20 protein-coding genes are annotated in these 18,448 nt (G+C 50.0%); 11 read left to right on the top strand and 9 right to left on the bottom strand.

The annotated features are described in order from the left end of the window. The first annotated feature begins 108 nt into the window (after nt 1–108). The 3 genes from J0A65_RS07000 to J0A65_RS06990 are packed head-to-tail and all read left to right on the top strand — an operon-like array spanning nt 109 to nt 3,231. On the top strand, nt 109–804 hold the full coding sequence (locus J0A65_RS07000) for a response regulator (protein ID WP_206593619.1): 696 nt from the start codon (nt 109–111) through the stop codon (nt 802–804). Further along, complete coding sequence (locus J0A65_RS06995; RefSeq protein WP_206593425.1) at nt 801–2,198, top strand: ATP-binding protein; 1,398 nt, start codon at nt 801–803, stop codon at nt 2,196–2,198. Before J0A65_RS07000 ends, J0A65_RS06995 begins: the two co-directional genes overlap by 4 nt. Continuing rightward, complete coding sequence (locus J0A65_RS06990; protein ID WP_232849792.1) at nt 2,188–3,231, top strand: alpha/beta fold hydrolase; 1,044 nt, start codon at nt 2,188–2,190, stop codon at nt 3,229–3,231. The genes J0A65_RS06995 and J0A65_RS06990 overlap by 11 nt, the downstream gene beginning before the upstream one ends. On the opposite strand, the gene J0A65_RS06985 is transcribed toward J0A65_RS06990, so the two are convergent. Continuing rightward, a complete protein-coding gene (locus J0A65_RS06985) occupies nt 3,191–4,120 on the bottom strand; it encodes a cation diffusion facilitator family transporter (protein WP_332874307.1) in 930 nt (309 codons plus the stop codon). The two genes, J0A65_RS06990 and J0A65_RS06985, sit on opposite strands and share 41 nt — an antisense overlap. 113 nt (nt 4,121–4,233) lie before the next feature. Here J0A65_RS06985 and trmL point away from each other — a divergent pair, with 113 nt between their 5' ends. Continuing rightward, nucleotides 4,234–4,698: a tRNA (uridine(34)/cytosine(34)/5-carboxymethylaminomethyluridine(34)-2'-O)-methyltransferase TrmL gene (gene trmL / locus J0A65_RS06980; protein ID WP_206593616.1), complete on the top strand. Its 465-nt coding sequence runs from the start codon at nt 4,234–4,236 to the stop codon at nt 4,696–4,698. Nucleotides 4,699–4,735: 37 nt separating this feature from the next. On the opposite strand, the gene gpsA is transcribed toward trmL, so the two are convergent. From gpsA to J0A65_RS06960, 4 genes are read right to left on the bottom strand one after another with little or no spacing between them, the layout of a single operon-like run. Then, the gene (gene gpsA / locus J0A65_RS06975; protein ID WP_206593424.1) at nt 4,736–5,743 is read right to left on the bottom strand and encodes an NAD(P)H-dependent glycerol-3-phosphate dehydrogenase; all 1,008 of its coding nucleotides are present in this window, start codon (nt 5,741–5,743) and stop codon (nt 4,736–4,738) included. Continuing rightward, nucleotides 5,743–6,252, bottom strand: coding sequence for a protein-export chaperone SecB (gene secB / locus J0A65_RS06970; protein ID WP_206593423.1), 510 nt, complete (start codon nt 6,250–6,252; stop codon nt 5,743–5,745). The genes gpsA and secB overlap by 1 nt, the downstream gene beginning before the upstream one ends. Nucleotides 6,253–6,278: 26 nt before the next feature. Next, nucleotides 6,279–6,536, bottom strand: a complete 258-nt coding sequence (grxC, locus tag J0A65_RS06965; protein ID WP_206593422.1) for a glutaredoxin 3 — start codon at nt 6,534–6,536, stop codon at nt 6,279–6,281. A 36-nt stretch (nt 6,537–6,572) separates the two neighbouring features. After that, nucleotides 6,573–6,998, bottom strand: a complete 426-nt coding sequence (locus J0A65_RS06960) for a rhodanese-like domain-containing protein (RefSeq protein ID WP_206593421.1) — start codon at nt 6,996–6,998, stop codon at nt 6,573–6,575. A 252-nt stretch (nt 6,999–7,250) separates the two neighbouring features. Between J0A65_RS06960 and gpmM the strand changes: the two genes are divergently transcribed. The 5 genes from gpmM (at nt 7,251) to J0A65_RS06935 (ending at nt 12,079) form a co-directional block, all read left to right on the top strand. Beyond that, nucleotides 7,251–8,786, top strand: a complete 1,536-nt coding sequence (gpmM, locus tag J0A65_RS06955; RefSeq protein ID WP_206593420.1) for a 2,3-bisphosphoglycerate-independent phosphoglycerate mutase — start codon at nt 7,251–7,253, stop codon at nt 8,784–8,786. Between the two features lie 17 nt (nt 8,787–8,803). Continuing rightward, nucleotides 8,804–9,934, top strand: coding sequence for a murein hydrolase activator EnvC family protein (locus J0A65_RS06950; RefSeq protein ID WP_206593419.1), 1,131 nt, complete (start codon nt 8,804–8,806; stop codon nt 9,932–9,934). A gap of 109 nt (nt 9,935–10,043) precedes the next feature. Next, nucleotides 10,044–10,802 (top strand): divergent polysaccharide deacetylase family protein, encoded by a 759-nt coding sequence (locus J0A65_RS06945; protein ID WP_232849791.1) that lies wholly within the window; start codon nt 10,044–10,046, stop codon nt 10,800–10,802. 4 nt (nt 10,803–10,806) lie between these two features. Continuing rightward, on the top strand, nt 10,807–11,595 hold the full coding sequence (locus J0A65_RS06940; RefSeq protein WP_206593418.1) for an SDR family oxidoreductase: 789 nt from the start codon (nt 10,807–10,809) through the stop codon (nt 11,593–11,595). 94 nt (nt 11,596–11,689) lie between these two features. Then, the gene (locus J0A65_RS06935) at nt 11,690–12,079 is read left to right on the top strand and encodes a MerC domain-containing protein (protein WP_206593417.1); all 390 of its coding nucleotides are present in this window, start codon (nt 11,690–11,692) and stop codon (nt 12,077–12,079) included. Between the two features lie 7 nt (nt 12,080–12,086). On the opposite strand, the gene J0A65_RS06930 is transcribed toward J0A65_RS06935, so the two are convergent. Genes J0A65_RS06930 through asd form a run of 3 tightly spaced genes read right to left on the bottom strand, consistent with a single transcriptional unit; the run spans nt 12,087 to nt 14,524 of the window. Further along, a complete protein-coding gene (locus tag J0A65_RS06930; protein WP_206593416.1) occupies nt 12,087–12,785 on the bottom strand; it encodes a glycerophosphodiester phosphodiesterase in 699 nt (232 codons plus the stop codon). 1 nt (nt 12,786) lies between these two features. Then, nucleotides 12,787–13,665 carry a DMT family transporter gene (locus J0A65_RS06925; protein WP_206593415.1) on the bottom strand — a complete coding sequence of 293 codons (879 nt, stop codon included), beginning with the start codon at nt 13,663–13,665 and terminating at the stop codon, nt 12,787–12,789. Between the two features lies 1 nt (nt 13,666). After that, nucleotides 13,667–14,524 carry an archaetidylserine decarboxylase gene (asd, locus tag J0A65_RS06920; protein ID WP_206593414.1) on the bottom strand — a complete coding sequence of 286 codons (858 nt, stop codon included), beginning with the start codon at nt 14,522–14,524 and terminating at the stop codon, nt 13,667–13,669. 231 nt (nt 14,525–14,755) lie between these two features. Between asd and J0A65_RS06915 the strand changes: the two genes are divergently transcribed. Beyond that, on the top strand, nt 14,756–16,579 hold the full coding sequence (locus J0A65_RS06915) for a 5'-nucleotidase C-terminal domain-containing protein (RefSeq protein WP_206593413.1): 1,824 nt from the start codon (nt 14,756–14,758) through the stop codon (nt 16,577–16,579). A gap of 34 nt (nt 16,580–16,613) precedes the next feature. Here J0A65_RS06915 and rsgA read toward each other — a convergent pair whose 3' ends face one another. Then, nucleotides 16,614–17,648 carry a small ribosomal subunit biogenesis GTPase RsgA gene (gene rsgA / locus J0A65_RS06910; RefSeq protein ID WP_206593412.1) on the bottom strand — a complete coding sequence of 345 codons (1,035 nt, stop codon included), beginning with the start codon at nt 17,646–17,648 and terminating at the stop codon, nt 16,614–16,616. Nucleotides 17,649–17,743: 95 nt separating this feature from the next. Here rsgA and orn point away from each other — a divergent pair, with 95 nt between their 5' ends. Beyond that, nucleotides 17,744–18,289: an oligoribonuclease gene (orn, locus tag J0A65_RS06905; RefSeq protein WP_206593411.1), complete on the top strand. Its 546-nt coding sequence runs from the start codon at nt 17,744–17,746 to the stop codon at nt 18,287–18,289. The last annotated feature ends 159 nt before the right edge of the window (nt 18,290–18,448 follow it).

The raw sequence follows: 18,448 nt of genomic DNA, 5'->3' as shown, positions 1-18,448 counted from the left end.
AAAGTAACGCAAAGCCAGTGTAAAGCTTGTGTAAAGGTGTGAAGAGGCAACTTTGACAATTTCAGCAGCGGGGTTAGCATCAGGTTCAGAAGCCGATAAGAGTTGAGCCTGATGGATAAGTCTATATTGCTGATTGACGATGATACTGAACTGGCGGCTTTGCTAGGTGATTACCTGTCACCACAGGGCTATAAACTCACCCTCGCGCATACGGGTAAGCAAGGGCTCGCACTGGCAACCAGTGGACAGCATTTCGATGTGATTCTGCTAGACGTGATGCTACCTGAACTCGACGGCTTTGAAGTGCTAAAACAGCTTCGTCAAACTCATCTCACCCCGGTGTTAATGCTTACCGCCAAGGGCGATGACTTTGATCGCATCTTTGGCCTGGAACTAGGGGCGGACGACTACCTGCCAAAGCCCTTTAATCCAAGAGAACTGTCGGCGCGCATCAAAGCAATTGTTCGGCGCATGGAATTATTATCTGTGACTTGCCAGCAGCAACAGCTGCAAATCGACAAGTTACACCTGGACCCCTCTACGCAAAAAGCTTCTTTAAGTGGCATTGAGCTGGAGTTAACCGGAACCGAGTTCGGAATGCTGCATTTGTTGATGGCCAACACAGGTAAACTGGTCACCAAGCAAGATTTAAGTGAAAAAGTATTGGGCCGTAAACTGAGTGCCTTTGATCGAAGTATTGATATGCACGTCAGCAACTTACGTCGAAAACTTGCCAGCATCGCTGATCAGGAACGGATCCGTACTATTCGCGGCGCTGGTTATATGTTGGTAGAGATCAGATGAAGTCCAGATGGTGGCTAAAACTCAACCCCTTAAATAGCCTGTTTGGGCGTATTTTCTTATGGTTCTGGCTAACTGCGCTGATCATGATTATCGCGACTGGCTGGACCTCAAGGCAGTTGGCTGAACAGTCCAGTTACGCCCCAGCAGAAGCCGCACAAGTAAAAAAACTCCATCAAATGGGCGCTAAGCTGCAAGAACTGGCTGAAAAACGCAATATTGATGAAGCGGGCCTGGCAAGATGGTTAAAAGGTATTGGCATGCGTAGTCGGGTGGGGTTGTTATTGTTAAACCAGCAGAATGACACTTATATCCGCGGCTTTCCCGGTGATGAACGCTTTAACATCCAGCCATTTTTATCCTTAAAAGAGCAAACCGGCATGATTCAGGTAGAGAGTTTGTTCTGGCAATTCACCGGCCCCTTACCTGTCACTCTGGGTAACCAGCAGTATCTGCTGTTCAGCGGCCGGCATCGACCGCCTGGCATGCTCGGACAGATTATGGAGCATCCATATTTACTGGCCTCGCTGGTGTTAGGACTAAGTGGCAGCTTATGCATGTTGCTGGCCTGGTCACTCATTCGTCCCATAGGTCAGTTGAAGCAAGCCACCCAGGCCATGGCCGCCGGTAATTTGCATAGCCGGGCCGACCAGGTAGCTCACCGCCATGATGAGGTTGGGCAATTGGGCCGGGAGTTTAACCATATGGCGGATAAACTGCAGGCGTTAGTTGATAGTCAGAAAAGAATACTGGCAGATATCTCCCATGAACTGCGCTCCCCGTTGGCCAGACTGCAAGTGGCCATTGGCATTGCCCAACAGCGCGAGCAACAGGTGATTCCTGAACTAGCCAGAATTGAACACGAGGCAAATCGCATTGATACCATGCTGGAGCATGTGCTAACCCTGGCCAAACTGGATGCCGGGCAACAAAAGCTGGTCAAACGGCGTATCAGTTTGGACGAGCTGCTGGCACCGCTTTGTCAGGACATTCAGTTTGAAGCAAAGGCCAAGCAGCGGCGATTTGAATGCAACTATCCCCAGCAAAAAATTCTCGATATCGATGCGCGACTGGTCAGTAGTGCGCTGGAAAATGTGCTGCGAAATGCCCTGCGTTATTGTGTTTCGCGCGTGAGCCTGGACTGTATTCAGCAGGGCGAGCGATTACAAATTCGTATTATCGATGACGGACCCGGCCTGCCAGAAGATGAGCTGCAGGCGGTATTTAAACCCTTCTACCGGGTATCCAGTGCCAGAAATCGGGAATCCGGTGGCACAGGTTTAGGATTAGCCATTGCCGCTGGTGCTATTGCTTCTCATGGTGGCAGAATATGGGCAGAAAATCTGCCACAAGGTGGACTGCAAGTCACAATGGAGCTTGATAGCCTTGAACCATAAACTCCTGCCTTTCTGGGTATGCTTTCTGCTATCTTTAGGCTTTTGCCCTACCCTGTCAGCTATGGATTATTACTTTTCCGACGAAACCCAACTCGAATCACATTACCCCACTCAGATCCAAGGCTTCTGGCACAACCAGGTTAAAACCGGTGAATTTAACGGAGTGGCGGAAGTGCCTATTCACTACGCCTATGTTCTGCACCCGGAAGCCATCGGCAGTATCGTCATCAGCAGTGGGCGGATTGAGGGCTATCTGAAATACAAAGAAGTACTGTTTGATTTATACCAGAACCGTTACTCGGTGTTTATCCTTGATCATCGAGGTCAGGGCTTATCTGGTCGCATGAGCGACAACCCACATCAGGGCTTCGTACAGGACTATCAGCAGTATGTTGACGATCTTAAAACCTTTTACTCACAGATCGTGGTTCCCAACAGCCAGCATCAACCCTTGCTGTTAGGTCATTCCATGGGCGGCGCAATTGGCACCTTATATCTTGCCAGTTACCCGGATGACTTTGCCAAAGCAGCCTTCACTTCTCCCATGTATGGAATTAAAACCCCTTTGCCTATGTGGCTGGCCAAGGCGCTGATCAACACAGGCCAAACCCTTAATCATTGGTTTGCTTCCCGCCCCTGGTATTTTATCGGCCAAGGCGACTACCTGGCGGTGCCCTTCGCCCTCAATACGCTCACGCACAGCAAGAGCCGCTATCAATTCTTCCGTCAGGAATATGAGCAAGAGCCCAAATTACAATTAGGCGGGGTCACCTTTGACTGGTTGGATGCCTCAATTGCCGCCATGGATAAAGTTGCCGAGCAGGCCAATCAGATAGAAAGCCCAATTCTGGTGCTACAGGCTGGCAATGATTTGGTCGTGGAGAATCAGGCCCAGGATCATGTATGCGCAATGTTGCCCCGCTGCCAGTTGCAGGTCATTGCAAAAGCCCGCCACGAACTATTAATGGAAGCCGATGAATATCGCCAGCCGACTATACGGGCAATTCTGGATTTCTTTCAGTCACCGAAATAGGGTCCTGATGGATTAGCACCTCAGCTTCGGGGATCGCATGCTTAACCTTAGCCTCCACCCAGTCACTGATATCATGGGCGTCCAACAGACGCATATGATCGTCCAATTCCAAATGAAACTGAATAAATATGGTACGACCAGCCTGACGAGTACGAATATCGTGAATGCCATGGACTTTAGGGTGTAACAAGGCCAAATCTCTTATCTGCTCACTAAAACTCTCTGGCAGCTCTTTGTCCATCAAGGCATTCGCCGACTCCTGTACGATGCTCTTGGCCCCCCACATCAAATAAAATGCTATGCCAATCGCAAACCAGGCATCCATGGATAAATAGCCCTGGGTGGTTAACCACAACGACAGCAGCACTGCCAGGTTCATCAGTAAATCGGATTTATAGTGTAAAGAGTCGGCTCGAATAGCCACCGACCTGGTACGTTTAATGGCCTGATGCTGTACCCACACCAGCACTATGGTCATCACCACGGTAAACAGCGTGGCATACACAGCTAAAATAGGGTGTTGCAGGGGCGAAGGATTCTTAAGTCGCTCAATACTGTGGAACACCAACAACAAAGCCGAACCGAAAATAAACGCGGCCTGCGCCAGTCCGGCCAGGGATTCGGCCTTGCCATGACCAAAGCGATGGTCATCATCGGCTGGCATCAAGGCATAGCGGATGACAAAGAAATTAATCACGGACGCGGCTACGTCAAAAAAGGAATCAGTCAATGAGGCCAGCATCACCGCTGAGTCGGTTTGATACCAGGCCCAAATTTTAACCAGAATCATGGAGAATGCCGCAAACAAGGCAAAAGAACTGGCAAACTTCACCCAGAAACTATAGCTGTCCTTGATTTCGCTTTTAACTACCACTCTGATCCTATTCACTTTTTACCACGCCAATGGCAGCAGTATACCCTTTCATCTGAGCTCGTGCACAGGCCAGGCAGCAGACAGGAGAAAATGATATGCTAAGCCTCTTTTGGCCTTTGTCCCGAATTATGCTGGATATTCTGCTTTATCAACCCGAAATTCCGCCCAATACAGGCAATATCATTCGTTTGTGTGCTAACACCGGCTTTCGTCTGCATCTCATCGGTCCGTTGGGCTTTGCCTGGGATGACAAACGGCTGCGCAGAGCAGGTTTGGACTACCATGAATTTGCCGCTGTGGGTCAATACGATAGCTTGCAGACCTGTATGGATGTGGTCAAGCCAACCCGGCTCTTTGCCTGCACCACGAAAGGCCAAGCCAACTATAGCGAAGCTGGTTTCGTAAAAGGTGATGCGCTGTTGTTCGGCCCCGAGAGTCGTGGCTTACCCATGGATGTGATTGAGTCTTTACCGCCGGCGCAGCGACTGCGGATTCCCATGCTGGCACAAAGTCGCAGTATGAATTTATCCAATGCCGTCGCGGTGATGGTGTTTGAAGCTTGGCGGCAACTGGGGTTTGAAGGGGCGGTGTAAGTACACCGCCTGCTAACAGTATGCGGGCAACAGACCGTTACTCGAATTTCTTCTCCCTGCCCAGTAAAGCCAATGCGGCCTCTTTGGGGGGCTTACCTTCATAGAGCACCTGATAGATCTGCTCAGTAATGGGCATCTCAACACCCTGACGCTGTGCCAGTAAATACACCTCACGGGTATTGCGGTAACCTTCCACCACCTGGCCGATGCTGTCTATGGCTTCCTGCACAGACATACCCTTACCCAGCGCTAAACCAAAACGGCGATTGCGTGATTGATTATCGGTACAGGTCAGCACCAGATCGCCCAGACCTGCCATGCCCATAAAGGTACTCACTTCCGCACCAAGGGCTGCACCCAAACGGGTCATTTCCGCCAGACCGCGGGTAATCAAAGCCGTACGCGCGTTAGCACCAAAACCAATACCATCGGCCAATCCTGCGCCAATGGCTATCACGTTCTTCACCGCGCCGCCCAATTGCACGCCGATAAAGTCGGTATTTTTGTAGACCCTCAGCGACTTGCCGCAGTGCAGCATATCGGCAATGTCGTCAACAAAGCGATCGTCGGTAGATGACAATGAAATGGCCGTAGGTAAACCGGCCGCCATTTCTTTGGCAAAGGTTGGCCCGGACAACACAGCAAGTGAAACCTCGTCACCCAAAATTCGTCTTGCTACGTCCTGCAACAAGCAGCCAGTATCAGGCTCCAGCCCTTTGGTCGCCCACACAATGCGATGCTCGTCAGTGAGCATAGGCTTAATTTGCTTGAGCAATGCAGCAAAGCCGTGACTTGGCACCACGACCAAAATATTGGGGCTGGCAGCCACGGCCTTGGCCAAATCAGCTTCTACATGCAACTGTTCAGGGAACGGTGCATCGGGCAGATAGCGGTTATTGACCCTGTCCTGTGCCATCTGTGCCATTTGCTCAGCATCCCGCCCCCAAATCCAGGTCGGAAAACCATTTCTGGCAAAACAAAAAGCAAGGGCGGTGCCGTACGACCCCGCCCCCAGGACTGTCATGCTTTTCGCGTTAGCAGTCATTAGGCCTCTTGGCTTTGCGCTGCAGCCTGTTGAGCCTGAGCTTCTTCGATGCGCTTTTGCATATAAGCAGCAAAGATAGCGTCAAAGTTAACAGGGGCCAGGTTCAACTGCGGGAAAGTGCCACGATTTACCAGGTTGGAGATACACTCACGCGCATAAGGGAACAAGGTGTTCGGGCAAAATGACCCCAGAATGTGGGCTTTTTGCTGGTCTGACATATCGGCAATAGTAAAAATACCGGCCTGCTGTACTTCAACCAAAAACGCAGTTTGGTCGCCCGCATTGGCGGTCACGGTTACAGACAGCACGACTTCGTAGCTGTTGTCATCCAGCTTAGCGCTGCGAGTGTCCAGATCCATTTTCACTTCAGGTTTCCACTCTTGTTGGAAAACCGCGGGTGAATTAGGTGACTCGAAAGAGATATCTTTGGTATAGATACGCTGAATGGCAAATTGTGGTTGTGCAGCCTGCGCCTGATCCAAACCGTTTGCTTTTACTTCTTCTGTCATGTTCGTTCCTAAAAGTGTTTAAGGCTTTAAGCAGCCAATAATTCGTCCAGGCGCCCCTGGGCGTCCAGGGCCAGCATGTCATCGCAACCACCAATATGAAGGTCATCGATGAAAATTTGCGGCACCGTATAGCGGCCATTGGCCCGCTCAATCATAAGATCGCGCAATTCAGGCTGTTGATCGATGGGATATTCCTTAAACGTCACCCCTTTACTGGTGAGAACCTGTTTGGCACGCACACAAAAAGGGCAATAAGCTTTGGTATAAATTTCCACTTTCGTCATGGCCAACCTCACAACAGCCGCATTAAAACATTTGGGTTACTTGGCTACAGGCAAGTTCGCACTTTGCCAAGCATTCATACCGCCTTTAAGCACAGACACCTGGCTGAAACCAGCCTTGAGCATTTGTGCTGCCGTGCGTTTTGCGGTCATGCCCATTGCACAGACAACAATAATGGGTTTGTCCTTACTGTTTTCAAGGGCAGAAAAGTCACCTTTGTTGACTTTTTCTGTCGGAACCAGCTTGGCACCCAGAATATGACCTTTCTTGAATTCGTTCTGACTACGAATGTCTATCACCACCGCATCTTGTTTATTCATTAACATGGTCACTTCATGCGTACCCAGTTCTTTAACCGGAGAAAGTTTGCTGCTGACCATGCTGTAAACCAGCAACACCATCAGTGCAATCCAGGCACTGGACAGAAGATAATGGTTACCGATGAATTCGATAAACTGCTGCATAAAAGGTTCGCCTATAACAAAGGTGCGTAAAAAAATGACTGCAAAGTATATAGAAATTGACCGCAGAAAACAGTCCCTGCTACCCCATATTCCGCTTATGGCAGCCAGCCAAAACAATAAAACAGGTCAGCTTATAACCTTATCAATTACATCAATTGGCAATAGCTATTGGCGTTGAAGGTTAGCGTCCCTTACCATCTGGGCGGCAAACTGGTATAACATGCCGCCATATTCTCAAGTAGGAGTTCGATGATGAGTCAGAAAAAGCATCCGTTGGTGTTAATCATTCTTGATGGTTGGGGCTATCGTGAAGATAAGCAGGACAATGCCATTGCCCACGCCAAGACGCCCGTGCTGGACAAACTGACTCAAACCTACGCCAATACTTTGATTTCCGGTTCGGGTCTGGATGTCGGTTTGCCAGAAGGCCAGATGGGCAACTCTGAAGTTGGCCACGTTAATCTTGGCGCTGGTCGTATTGTGTACCAGGACTTTACCCGCATCACCAAAGCCATTGAAGATGGTGAGTTTGCAACCAATCCTGTGTTAGTCGCCAATCTCGACAAGGCCATTCAAAACGGCAAGGCGGTACACATTATGGGGCTGATGTCACCTGGCGGTGTACACAGTCATGAAGAGCATATTCTCGCCATGATTGAGCTGGCAGCCAAGCGCGGTGCCAAGCAAATCTATCTGCACGCCTTTTTGGATGGTCGCGATACGCCGCCTCGCAGTGCCCAAGGGTCACTGGAAAAGGCCGACAGCCTATTTGCCAATCTGGGCGTTGGTAAGACAGCCTCTCTAGTTGGTCGTTATTTTGCTATGGATCGCGATAATCGCTGGGACAGAGTACAGGCCGCCTATGACTTACTGACCCAGGGTAAAGCCGATTACCAGGCTCAATCAGCCCTGGATGGCTTAGCCGCCGCTTACGAGCGCAATGAGAATGACGAGTTCGTGAAACCTACCGTCATTGGCGAAGCCGCGCCAATTCAGGACGGTGATGCATTGTTTTTTATGAACTTCCGGGCTGACCGTGCCCGCCAGATTACTCGTGCATTTGTTGACGATGGGTTCGACGGTTTCACTCGCGCCAAACGCCCGGCGTTAAGTGGCTTCGTGATGCTGACGCAATATGCAGCAGACATCCAAACAGACTGCGCTTATCCGCCTGAAGAGCTGCACAACGTGATGGGTGAGTGGCTGGCCAGTCACGGCAAAACACAGCTACGCATTTCCGAAACCGAGAAATATGCTCACGTGACCTTCTTCTACAGTGGCGGTCGTGAAGATCTATTTGAAGGCGAGGAACGGATTCTGGTACCGTCTCCTGATGTAGCCACCTACGATATGCAGCCGGAAATGAATTCAACGCTGCTGACCGACAAATTGGTCGGCGCTATAGAGTCAGGCAAGTTTGATGTGATCATCTGTAACTACCCCAATGGTGACATGGTGGGGCATACCGGTGTGTTTGACGCTGCAGTAAAAGCCTGCGAAGCAGTAGATGCCTGCATCGGCAGAGTGGTTGAGGCACTGCAAAAAGTCGGTGGCGAATGCCTGATTACTGCTGATCACGGCAACGCCGAACAAATGGTCGACCACAATTCAGGTCAGGCCCATACCGCCCATACCAGCGATCCTGTGCCCTTTATCTATGTCGGTCGCGACGCTTCGGTTCGCAGTGGCGGCACCCTAAGTGATGTAGCTCCAACCATGCTGCATCTGATGGGCATGCCACAACCGGCCGAAATGACCGGCAAACCTATAGTTACCCTCAAGGATTAATGGTTAGCTTTCTGCCCATGAAATTCACCAGGCCACTGCTGTGGCCTTGTTTGTTTTGTTTGCTTGCCTGGCCCGTGCTGGCACAAGACGATACCGACCAGCAACTCAAAGCCTTGCAGGAGCAAATCAAGCAGCGTCAACAGCAGTTGGATTTGCGCCTGTCCGACGCCAAGGAATTGGAAGCCAGCTTACAAAAAGCCGAAAAAGATATCGCAGGCCTGGTTAAGGATATAAAACGCACTCGCACTAGACTGGACGCTAACAACGCCGAGCAAGACAAGCTGAAGAAAGAAGCCGGACAGCTGCAGAGCAAAATCCGCCAGCAACAAGATGCATTAGGCGCACAGTTGCGTAGCGCTTATATGACAGGCCAGCATGATTTCACCAAAATGCTGCTTAATCAGGAAGATGCCGCCAAGCTTGAGCGCATGCTTAGCTACTATGGTTATCTGAATAAAGCCCGCCTGGCGCAGATACGCGAGTTCACCGAGATGGTTAAAAGACTGGAAGTGGTGCGTCTGGAACTGGTGGGCAAGCAAACCGAGTTAGTCAAACTGGAACAGGTTCAGGAAGCACAGCGCCAACTTATGGCGTCAGAGCAGAAGAAGCGCGAACGCACGCTATCGGAACTGGCTAAACGCATAGATACAGAAGCTGCACAAATAGAGCAGCTACAGATTAACGAACAGAATCTTATCCAGGCCATTCAGCGCGCTGCCGAATTGGCTGCCAGGCAGAATCAAACCCTGGCAGGTTTGGATAACATGAAAGGGAAGCTGCTGCGTCCCGCTCAAGGCCGATTGCGCGATCTGTTTGGCAAGCGCAGGCAAGGGCAAGTGCATTGGAAAGGGGTGCTATTCCAGGGCAATACCGGTGATGCCGTACGCGCAGTACATCATGGAAAAGTGCTGTTTGCTGATTGGCTACGCGGATTTGGTCTGGTCACAGTGATCGACCATGGCGACGGCTATATGAGCCTGTACGGATACAATCAGGCGTTGCTCAAAGGTGTCGGTGAGTCCGTTGAAGCAGGAGAAGAAGTAGCGCTGCTCGGCCAAACCGGCGGTCAAACTAGCCCGGCACTGTATTTTGAACTGCGCCACAAAGGCCAGGCCATTAGCCCAGCGGGTTGGCTAGAAAAACCCTGAGATCGGCAACCTGGTGTTATAAACCAGCATACCAAAGACAGTTGATATTTTGCGCCTAAAGCTGGCATGCTAGTCTCAGTTGCCATAACCATAATAAGAAGCCGGCCACTTGCTCAAAATTGTCAGTTTTGTCTTCCTGCTCATCATCTCATGCCCCTTGTACGCCGGGCGTATTGTATTGATTATTGATGACATGGGTTATCGTAAACAGGACAGACAAGCCTTTGCGCTGCCTGCTGAAGTCACTTTCGCCATTCTCCCACATACTCCTTATTCAAAGACTTATGCCAAGCTTGCTGACATGCAGCAACGAGATGTCATTCTGCATATGCCTATGGAAGCACTAGCGGGCAATAGACTTGGACCAGGCGCCCTGACGGCAGATATGCCGGATGAATCCATCCAACTGCAATTGAAGTCTGCTCTGGACTCAGTTCCCAACGCCATAGGTCTGAATAATCATATGGGCAGTAAGCTGACCCAACTCAGTCAGCCGATGAATGCGACCATGGATTTTCTGCGGGATAACCGATTATTTTTTGTCGACAGCCGCACCACCAAGTTCAGTAAAGCTGAGCAAATTGCCAAACATCATGGGGTTATTAGTGCACACCGCCATGTGTTTCTCGACCATCTTCAAGATCCAAAACATATTGAAGCACAATTCAAACGTTTGGTACGCATTGCGAAGAAATCGGATTATGCAGTGGGTATAGGCCACCCATATCAGGAAACCCTAACATTTCTCGCTGCTCAACTACCCCAACTGGAAGAGCAAGGCATTGAATTGTTGCCCATTCGCAACTTGATGCGGGAAAAACACTTAGTGCAAATCGAGCAAAGCGAAACAGCCCCTGTAACGGAGTAAAGTGATGCAGATTCAAGATAAAGTCGTGTGGTTAACCGGTGCTTCCATGGGTATCGGCGAAGCGCTAGCCAGAGCCCTGGATGCTGCTGGCGCCAAGTTGATTCTCAGTGCCAGGTCAGAAGATAAACTACAGACACTACTCGAGTCTCTGCAACATCAGAAGCGCCACCGCATCGTGCCTTTGGATTTGGCTGACGGTGAGAGCATCAGTAATGCAGTTGCCAATACACCACTGCCAGAAGGTCTGGATATCCTGATTAATAATGGCGGTATTTCTCAACGGGGGCTGGCGGCGGATACGCCGGTTTCTGTGCAACGTCAGGTGATGGAAGTTAACTACTTTGGCACTATCACTCTCAGCCAGGCTTTATTGCCGGCGCTGTTGGCCAGCAAAGGCATGATAGTTAATATTGCCAGCGTGGCAGGCAAGGTTGGTGGTCAGAGTATGTCGGGTTATTCTGCTTCAAAGCATGCCCTGATTGGTTACATGGATTGCCTGCGCGCAGAAGAGGCGTGCAAAGGACTTAAAGTACTGAATGTTTGCCCTGGTTTTGTGCAAACCAATATTTCTGTCAATGCCCTGACGGCCGAAGGAACCCAGTATGGCCGAGTGGCTAAATCCATTGCCGACGGAATCAGCCCTCAGCAGTGCGCGCAGGATATACTCAGTGCCATACAAAAAGACAAGTTTGAAGTGGTGATAGGTAAAGGACTCAGCGCCTGGGCGCCTAGCATAAAACGTTGGTTCCCGGTTTTCTTTACCCGCTTAAGTGCAAGAAAAAATATTCGCTGAACCAGCCAGTTAGCCTAATCTGCTGGTTTTTCGCTTGCCAATTTACAAGGATGTTATACTATAACGACCCTTAAGTACGGCAATACAGTAGACTATGGCAAACAAGCGCAACAACTTGTTAGATAAAATGGGTATATGGGCATCTAGCCTGTGTGCTTTGCACTGCCTGTTGCTGCCCGTACTTATTACATTATTACCTTTTGTCGGCGCCAGTTTCTTTGCCGACGCCTGGTTTGAACGCATTATTCTAAGCGTTTCTCTGGTAATTGGCTTTTGGGCATTGCTGTCCGGCTTTTACCGCTACCACCGCCAGATATACCCTCTCTACAGCCTGGCTTTAGGCGGCCTTATTTATTGGAATAAGGACATGTTTGGCCACGAGTATGAGCCCTTTACCATTGCCGTTGGTGCGATCTTGATTATTGCTGCCCATATGGTGAATCTGAAACTGTGTCAAAACTGCCGTCAATGTGATGACCACTAAGCAGGCGTTAGTCGGCTTGCTGTAACCACGCCAGCGCTCTGTCGGGCACATTGGTAAAAATACCGTCCACCCCCCAGCTTTTAAGTCGTTGCATATCCTGTACTTCGTCTACTGTGTAGACATAGACTTTCAAGCCTCTGGCCTTAGCGTCCTGTACGAATTCCGGGTTGGTGAAGGCAATATCGGTATGCACCGAAGCCGCGTTCAGCTCCTGGGCAAAAGCGGCATAGTGAAGTGGGCAGCTGGCGGTTAAAGCACCAATAGTTAACTCCGGGCGTAAATGCGCCAGTTTTGCCAGCAACGGGTGGTCAAAAGAAGACAACAAGAGTTGTTGGCAGCCAATATTCAGCGTCTCGCAGGCGCTGTCCAGGTGCTTGAGAAAATGCGCCAGATCAGTGATGCCTTTGAGTTCGATATTCAGCAAACAGCGGTTACCCACCAGTGCCATCACATCAAACAGGGTCGGCACTTGCTGGCCATTCCCGGCATCCAACTGACGAATCTGCGCCTCTGTCATCTGGTCCAGGCGACCTTGTCCATTGGTGGTACGCTGAACCCAGGCATCATGAATCACCCAGCATTGGCCAGCGGCCTGGATCACATCAATTTCAATACCATGGGCACCCATTTGCAGTGCATATTGCATGGCTTGTAGCGTATTCTCCGGTGCCGCTTTACTGGCACCGCGATGGGCGAAAATCAGCATTTCAGCTATGTCCTTTGCCAGGATGCAGCTTGTTGGCGTTAATGGTTTCATAAATGGCCGCACTAATGACCATAATTCCCCCCACCAGAGTTTGCCAGCTTGGCTGCTCGTTCAGCACTAAAATAGCTAGCACCACCCCATACAAAGGTTGCATACAGGCCACCAGGGAGAAAGTTTTAGCACGCAGATGAATCAAGGTGTAGGCCACCAGGGCATGCGGCGCCGCCGTACAGATAGTGCCGAGAATAAGTAGCATCAGATAGGTATGCTGGGATGCCTGATAGAGCTCTGCAGAACCAAACCAACATAGGCAAAGCACGATCACCAGTGTCTGATACGTCATGGCCTGGGCACCGCCATAATGGGAAAAGTATTTTCTATGCAGCAAATTACGCAGGGCATATAAGAGCGCAGAAAATACGCCGACGGCAATCCCTAATGTCACCTCATTGCCCAAAGACGCTTCAGGGACAATTAGCCAGATGCCCGCCAGCACCACCAAGGCACTAACCAAATCCTGCCAAACAAGCTTAATACCTTCAAAAAACGGCTCAAGTAATACCGTGATAACCGGGAAGGTGAAAAGTGCAATCATCCCTACCGATACCGATGAATATTGCATGGCCGCAAAATAAGTGACCCAATGCACGGCCATCAGACCGCCCAGTACGATGGCGATACCGATATCACGGGTACGCTGAAAACGCAGATTGCCGCCGCTCAGGCGTACCAACAGCGCTAAAACTACAAAGGCAATGACCGCCCGCCCCAGGGTAATATCCAGAGCAGATAGCGGAATAATGCGGGAGAACAGTGCAGTAGCACCCAGCAGTATGACTGCCAGGTGCAAAGACCACAGGCTTTTCTTAACCGGGTCCACGTCAGGATTTCAGAGTGGCGAAAGGCTGGCCTAAACGTGTTACGTCACCTGGCTGCATGTTTTCAAACTCCACCATGCCCGGTTCGAAAACCGCCACTATGGTTGAGCCAAGCTTGAACAATCCCATCTCTTCGCCTTTTTTCAGCGCCACTGCATTATTGCCCTGTGCGGGGTACTGCCAACGCTGAACCTGTTTACCTGTTGGTGGCGTGACAGTGCCAGCCCACTTGGTTTCAATACTGGCCACAATAGTAGCACCAACCAGTACTAGCGCCATCTTGCCGTGCGGTGTATCAAAGAAGCTCACCACGCGTTCATTGCGGGCAAACAGGCCGGGCACATGGGCGGTAGTCAGGGGATTAACCGAGAATAATTCACCCGGTACATACACCATGTCGGTCAGTTGTCCGTCCATCGGCATATGTATGCGATGGTAGTCACGGGGGGACAAATAAATAGTAGCGAACTTGCCGCCTTCGAAGGGCTTTGCCAGCTCGGCGTCACCACCAAGCAATGCCGCCAGGCTATAGTCATGGCCTTTGGCCTGGAAAATACGATCGGCTTCAATATCTCCCAATTGGCTGACCGTGCCATCTACAGCATGGGCCAGCTTTAACGGGTCTTCGACAATTTCACGCACGCCATCTTTTAGCGGACGGGTAAAGAATTCATTAAAGCTCTTATATTTTTCGGGATTAGGTTGCTTTGCTTCCTGCATGTCCACGTTAAATTGCTTGATAAACAGCTTAATAAGCCAGGTAGTGAGAAACCCGGCTTGTGCGGCGGCTAACTTGCCCACCAGTCGGGACAAGGCATGTTTAGGGAGCAGATACTGAAGGCTGACCTTAATTGGCTGCACGTTTTTCTTTCCTGATGAAAATAACCGCGGAGATTGTACCCTAAGCGCCCCGACCAGTCGAAATACCAAAACGCTCTCAGTCAGAATTTCCGGGTTGGATCACTTATCAACACAATGAAATATTAAATACCTAAAACCTTAATTAAAGGTAAATAAATTATTCATTGATTCGCCATAGACTGCCAGGCACTTCACACAATGCCATGCAGTTAACTTTGGAGAATCTGCTTAATGAAACCTGTACTTTGGTCTTTACCTATATTGGCTGGCATGCTAGCCGCCTGCAATGATGATGACAACGTCGCGCCAGTTCCTCAACCTCCCAGCCATCAGGCAATTAGCCTAAACATTCTGCACACCAATGATCACCATTCGTACTTCGAAAGCCAGACTATGGATCTGGCCTTGGACTATGATGCACAAACTCAGGGCAGCGAAAAGGTTCGAGTGCAATTAGGTGGCTTCTCGCGGATTGCCAGTGCTATAGAAGAATACCGGGATCCCAACACCCTGGTACTCAACAGTGGAGAGCTAAACGGCACCTTGTATTTCAGCCTGTTTAAAGGTGAAGTCGATATTCAGGTATTTAATTATCTGGGACTGGATGCCTATCAGCTTGGGAATCATGAATTTGACGAAGGTGATGCCCATCTGGCCGACTTAATAGATATGGCCAATTTCCCCATCATTGCCGGCAACGTGCACCCCACCGTGCAAAGTCCTCTGCATGGCAAACCTATTCTGCCACGTGTGATCAAGGAAATTGACGGTGAAAAGGTCGCCATTATTGGCGTGCTGAAGGTAGAGAAAACCCGTGAATCCTCTATGGTCAGCGAATTTGTCAACTTCACCGACGAAGTTGAGTCGGTAAAAGCACAAGTTAACGAGTTGCAGGCTGAGGACATCAATAAAATCATCGTACTGAGCCATCTTGGTTATGAATTCGATAAGCAGTTGGCCAGCCAGGTCAATGGTATAGATATCATTATTGGTGGAGATACCCACGATGTACTTGACTCGACCGGTGAGTTGGCACAGATGGGTATTGCTGTGGATGGAGAGTATCCGACCAAGGTGAACAACCCCGAAGGTAAGCCGGTTTATATTGCTCAGGCTTGGGAATATGCCAAAGGCCTGGGACGCCTCAACATAAAATTTGATGCGCAGGGTAATGTAGAGGACATTCAAGGCAACTTGGAATTATTGGTGGCTGATCAGTTTCAGGTGCAGGATGCTGAGAATAAATGGGTAGCTGCGAATGACACTCAGCGACAAGCTATCAATCAACGTATTACTGCCATGACCAGTATCCGTACCATAGCGGCGGACACGGCAGTGGATGCCATTTTGGCCCCTTACAAGCAAGAGCTTGAAAGCTTTAAACAATCGCAATTGGGCCATGTCGAGCAGACCATGCCCTTTTCCCGCATTCCCACCGCCTTTGCGGCCGGTGAACAACCTTCAGGTAGCTTTGCAGCACAAGTAGTGGCAGACGCTTTCCTGCATTACCTGCCAAAAGCCGATGTGGCCATTCAAAACGCAGGAGGGGTAAGGGCCGAATTGCACCAGGGCCCGTTTACCGTTGCTGACGCTTATCAAATTCTGCCGTTTTCCAATACAGTAGTAACACTAGACCTGACCGGCGCAGAAATTCTGCAGGTACTTAATGAAGCCCTCGAGTATGCCCAGGGTATCAGTGCCTCCACCGGTGCCTTTCCCTACTCTTCACATCTTCGCTATGACGTCGTGCTTAATGCTGCAGCACAGCAAGGAATTAAAAACCTGGAAATCAAAGACAGAACAACGGGTCAATGGCAGCCTATCGATCTGCAAGCCATCTACTCTGTGGCAACAAATTCATTCACGGCCTTAGGTAAGGATGGTTATCTGACCTTTGGACAGGTAAGGGAAGCCAGACCGGACGCTTTTGAACAATCAGATGTGGTGTACGCCGTGCCGTTACTTGAATATTTCAAAGAGGTGTTACCCAACCAAAGCTTACCGGCATTGGATTGGACGCAATACTGTCTGAAATCCGTTGTAGTAACTGAGTAAAAATCTGGGGCTACCTTGCGGGTAGCCCGTTCTCTCAGCGGGGAGGTTTGCTGTAAGAGGGGCGCTGGTCTCCCATTCCGGAGAGAATTTTGTGATAGCTGTCAAATCGCGTCCTGCTGATTTTTCCTTGCTGTACAGCTTCTTGCAGCAAACAACCGGGATCATCACCATGCTTACAATCCCTGAACTTGCAGCCACCAAGAAAATCACGGAACTCACGAAAGCCCCAGATAAGCTTCTCATCCGGTAAGTGCCATAAGGAGAACTCACGCACCCCGGGAGAGTCAATCAGATTGCCACCGGCAGGGAATCTCAGTAGCTTGGCCGCGGTGGTAGTATGTTGTCCCAGTCCTGAGTTGTCAGAGACATCGCCAATCGCTTCTTCGGCTTCAGGTAACAGCTTATTCACCAGACTGGACTTACCTACCCCTGACTGACCGACAAACACACTGGTTTTATCCTTCAACAGCGCGGCCAGCTCTGCAATGCCTTCACCGCTTTTACAACTGACAAAACACAGGCGGTAGCCAATATCCGTATATAACTTCAGTTGCTGTTCTACATCCTGGCGCTGCTCGTCGCTGAGCATGTCGACCTTATTGAGCAGAATGACAGGCTCAATCTTTACATCTTCGGCCGCCACCAGGTAACGGTCGATAATATTCAAAGACAAGCTGGGTAACACGGCGCTGACTACAATAATCTGGTCAATATTGGCCGCCACAGGTTTAATACCGTCGTAGTAATCCGGGCGAGTCAGTACCGACTTTCGCTCTTCCAGGGCTTCAACCACACCACTTACGTTAAGGCTTTGGTCTTTACCTGGCCTGAATAACACTCTGTCGCCACATACCACGCCTTCCACATTGCGGCGGATATGGCAGCGATGCACTGTGCCATCTTCATCTTCAACATCCGCATGCTGGCCAAAACGGCCCACCACCAAACCAGGGGTGGATGGCAACAAGGTATCGTCGGCAGGCCCAACTTCCTTACCGCTTAAACGCTTTTTAAGGTTGCTGGAAACCTGACGTTTCTGGCGATGTGTTAATTTGTTTCTCTTTGCCACTTGGGATGCGAATGCTTTACTATGACGGCCTTACACGGGACGCCCAGTGTACCTCGCAACATAAGCAAATACCAAAAGATTAAGGCAGGCGGAACATGACACAAAATGCTGACAACCTGGTGTGGATAGATATGGAAATGACCGGATTGAATCCCGAGCAGGAAAAAGTGTTGGAAATTGCCACCATAGTTACCGACAGCCAGTTGAATATTTTGGCTGAAGGCCCGGTCATTGCGATTCATCAATCTGATGAAGTATTGGACGGTATGGACGATTGGTGCACTCGTACCCACGGCAACAGCGGATTGACGCAGCGTTGTCGTGACAGCCAGATCAACGAACAGCAGGCAGTAGCGCTGACATTGGCATTTTTAGCAGATTGGGTTCCGCAGGGTAAATCTCCTCTTTGCGGCAACAGTATTGGCCAGGACAGACGCTTTATGGTTCGTCACATGCCGGAGCTGGAAGCCTATTTCCATTACCGTAATGTGGATGTTAGTACCATCAAAGAGCTGGTGCGTCGCTGGAAACCAGAATTGCTCAATCAATTTACTAAGCAAGGCACGCACCTGGCCCTTGATGACATTCGCGAGTCCATTGCCGAGCTGCAATTTTATCGTCAGCACGTTTTCAGTATCTGATAAGCGGTTCGCCCCCTGTTTATAAAATCATCGGTCAGACAGAATTTTCAAAATAGCACTTGCGTCTGACCGGTATTTTTGTAAAATGCGCGTCCGCTTGAGGTAGTAAAACTCACCTCAGGCATATCAGGATTGCGGGAATAGCTCAGTTGGTAGAGC

The organism is Bowmanella yangjiangensis (assembly GCF_017255015.1).
GTDB classification, from domain to species: domain Bacteria; phylum Pseudomonadota; class Gammaproteobacteria; order Enterobacterales; family Alteromonadaceae; genus Bowmanella; species Bowmanella yangjiangensis.
Note: the sequence above shows the minus strand (reverse complement) of the source record. Positions and strands in the feature narration are given on the sequence as shown.

Excerpts from the sequence above, each read along its gene's own strand:
- J0A65_RS06995 (WP_206593425.1), top strand. The coding sequence starts at position 801 with ATGAAGTCCAGATGGTGGCTAAAACTCAACCCCTTAAATAGCCTGTTT.
- J0A65_RS06915 (WP_206593413.1), top strand. The coding sequence starts at position 14,756 with ATGAAACCTGTACTTTGGTCTTTACCTATATTGGCTGGCATGCTAGCC.
- J0A65_RS06935 (WP_206593417.1), top strand. The coding sequence starts at position 11,690 with ATGGCAAACAAGCGCAACAACTTGTTAGATAAAATGGGTATATGGGCA.
- J0A65_RS06940 (WP_206593418.1), top strand. The coding sequence starts at position 10,807 with ATGCAGATTCAAGATAAAGTCGTGTGGTTAACCGGTGCTTCCATGGGT.
- orn (WP_206593411.1), top strand. The coding sequence starts at position 17,744 with ATGACACAAAATGCTGACAACCTGGTGTGGATAGATATGGAAATGACC.
- secB (WP_206593423.1), bottom strand. The coding sequence starts at position 6,252 with ATGACAGAAGAAGTAAAAGCAAACGGTTTGGATCAGGCGCAGGCTGCA.
- gpmM (WP_206593420.1), top strand. The coding sequence starts at position 7,251 with ATGAGTCAGAAAAAGCATCCGTTGGTGTTAATCATTCTTGATGGTTGG.
- J0A65_RS06960 (WP_206593421.1), bottom strand. The coding sequence starts at position 6,998 with ATGCAGCAGTTTATCGAATTCATCGGTAACCATTATCTTCTGTCCAGT.
- J0A65_RS06950 (WP_206593419.1), top strand. The coding sequence starts at position 8,804 with ATGAAATTCACCAGGCCACTGCTGTGGCCTTGTTTGTTTTGTTTGCTT.
- gpsA (WP_206593424.1), bottom strand. The coding sequence starts at position 5,743 with ATGACTGCTAACGCGAAAAGCATGACAGTCCTGGGGGCGGGGTCGTAC.
- trmL (WP_206593616.1), top strand. The coding sequence starts at position 4,234 with ATGCTGGATATTCTGCTTTATCAACCCGAAATTCCGCCCAATACAGGC.
- grxC (WP_206593422.1), bottom strand. The coding sequence starts at position 6,536 with ATGACGAAAGTGGAAATTTATACCAAAGCTTATTGCCCTTTTTGTGTG.
- J0A65_RS06930 (WP_206593416.1), bottom strand. The coding sequence starts at position 12,785 with ATGCTGATTTTCGCCCATCGCGGTGCCAGTAAAGCGGCACCGGAGAAT.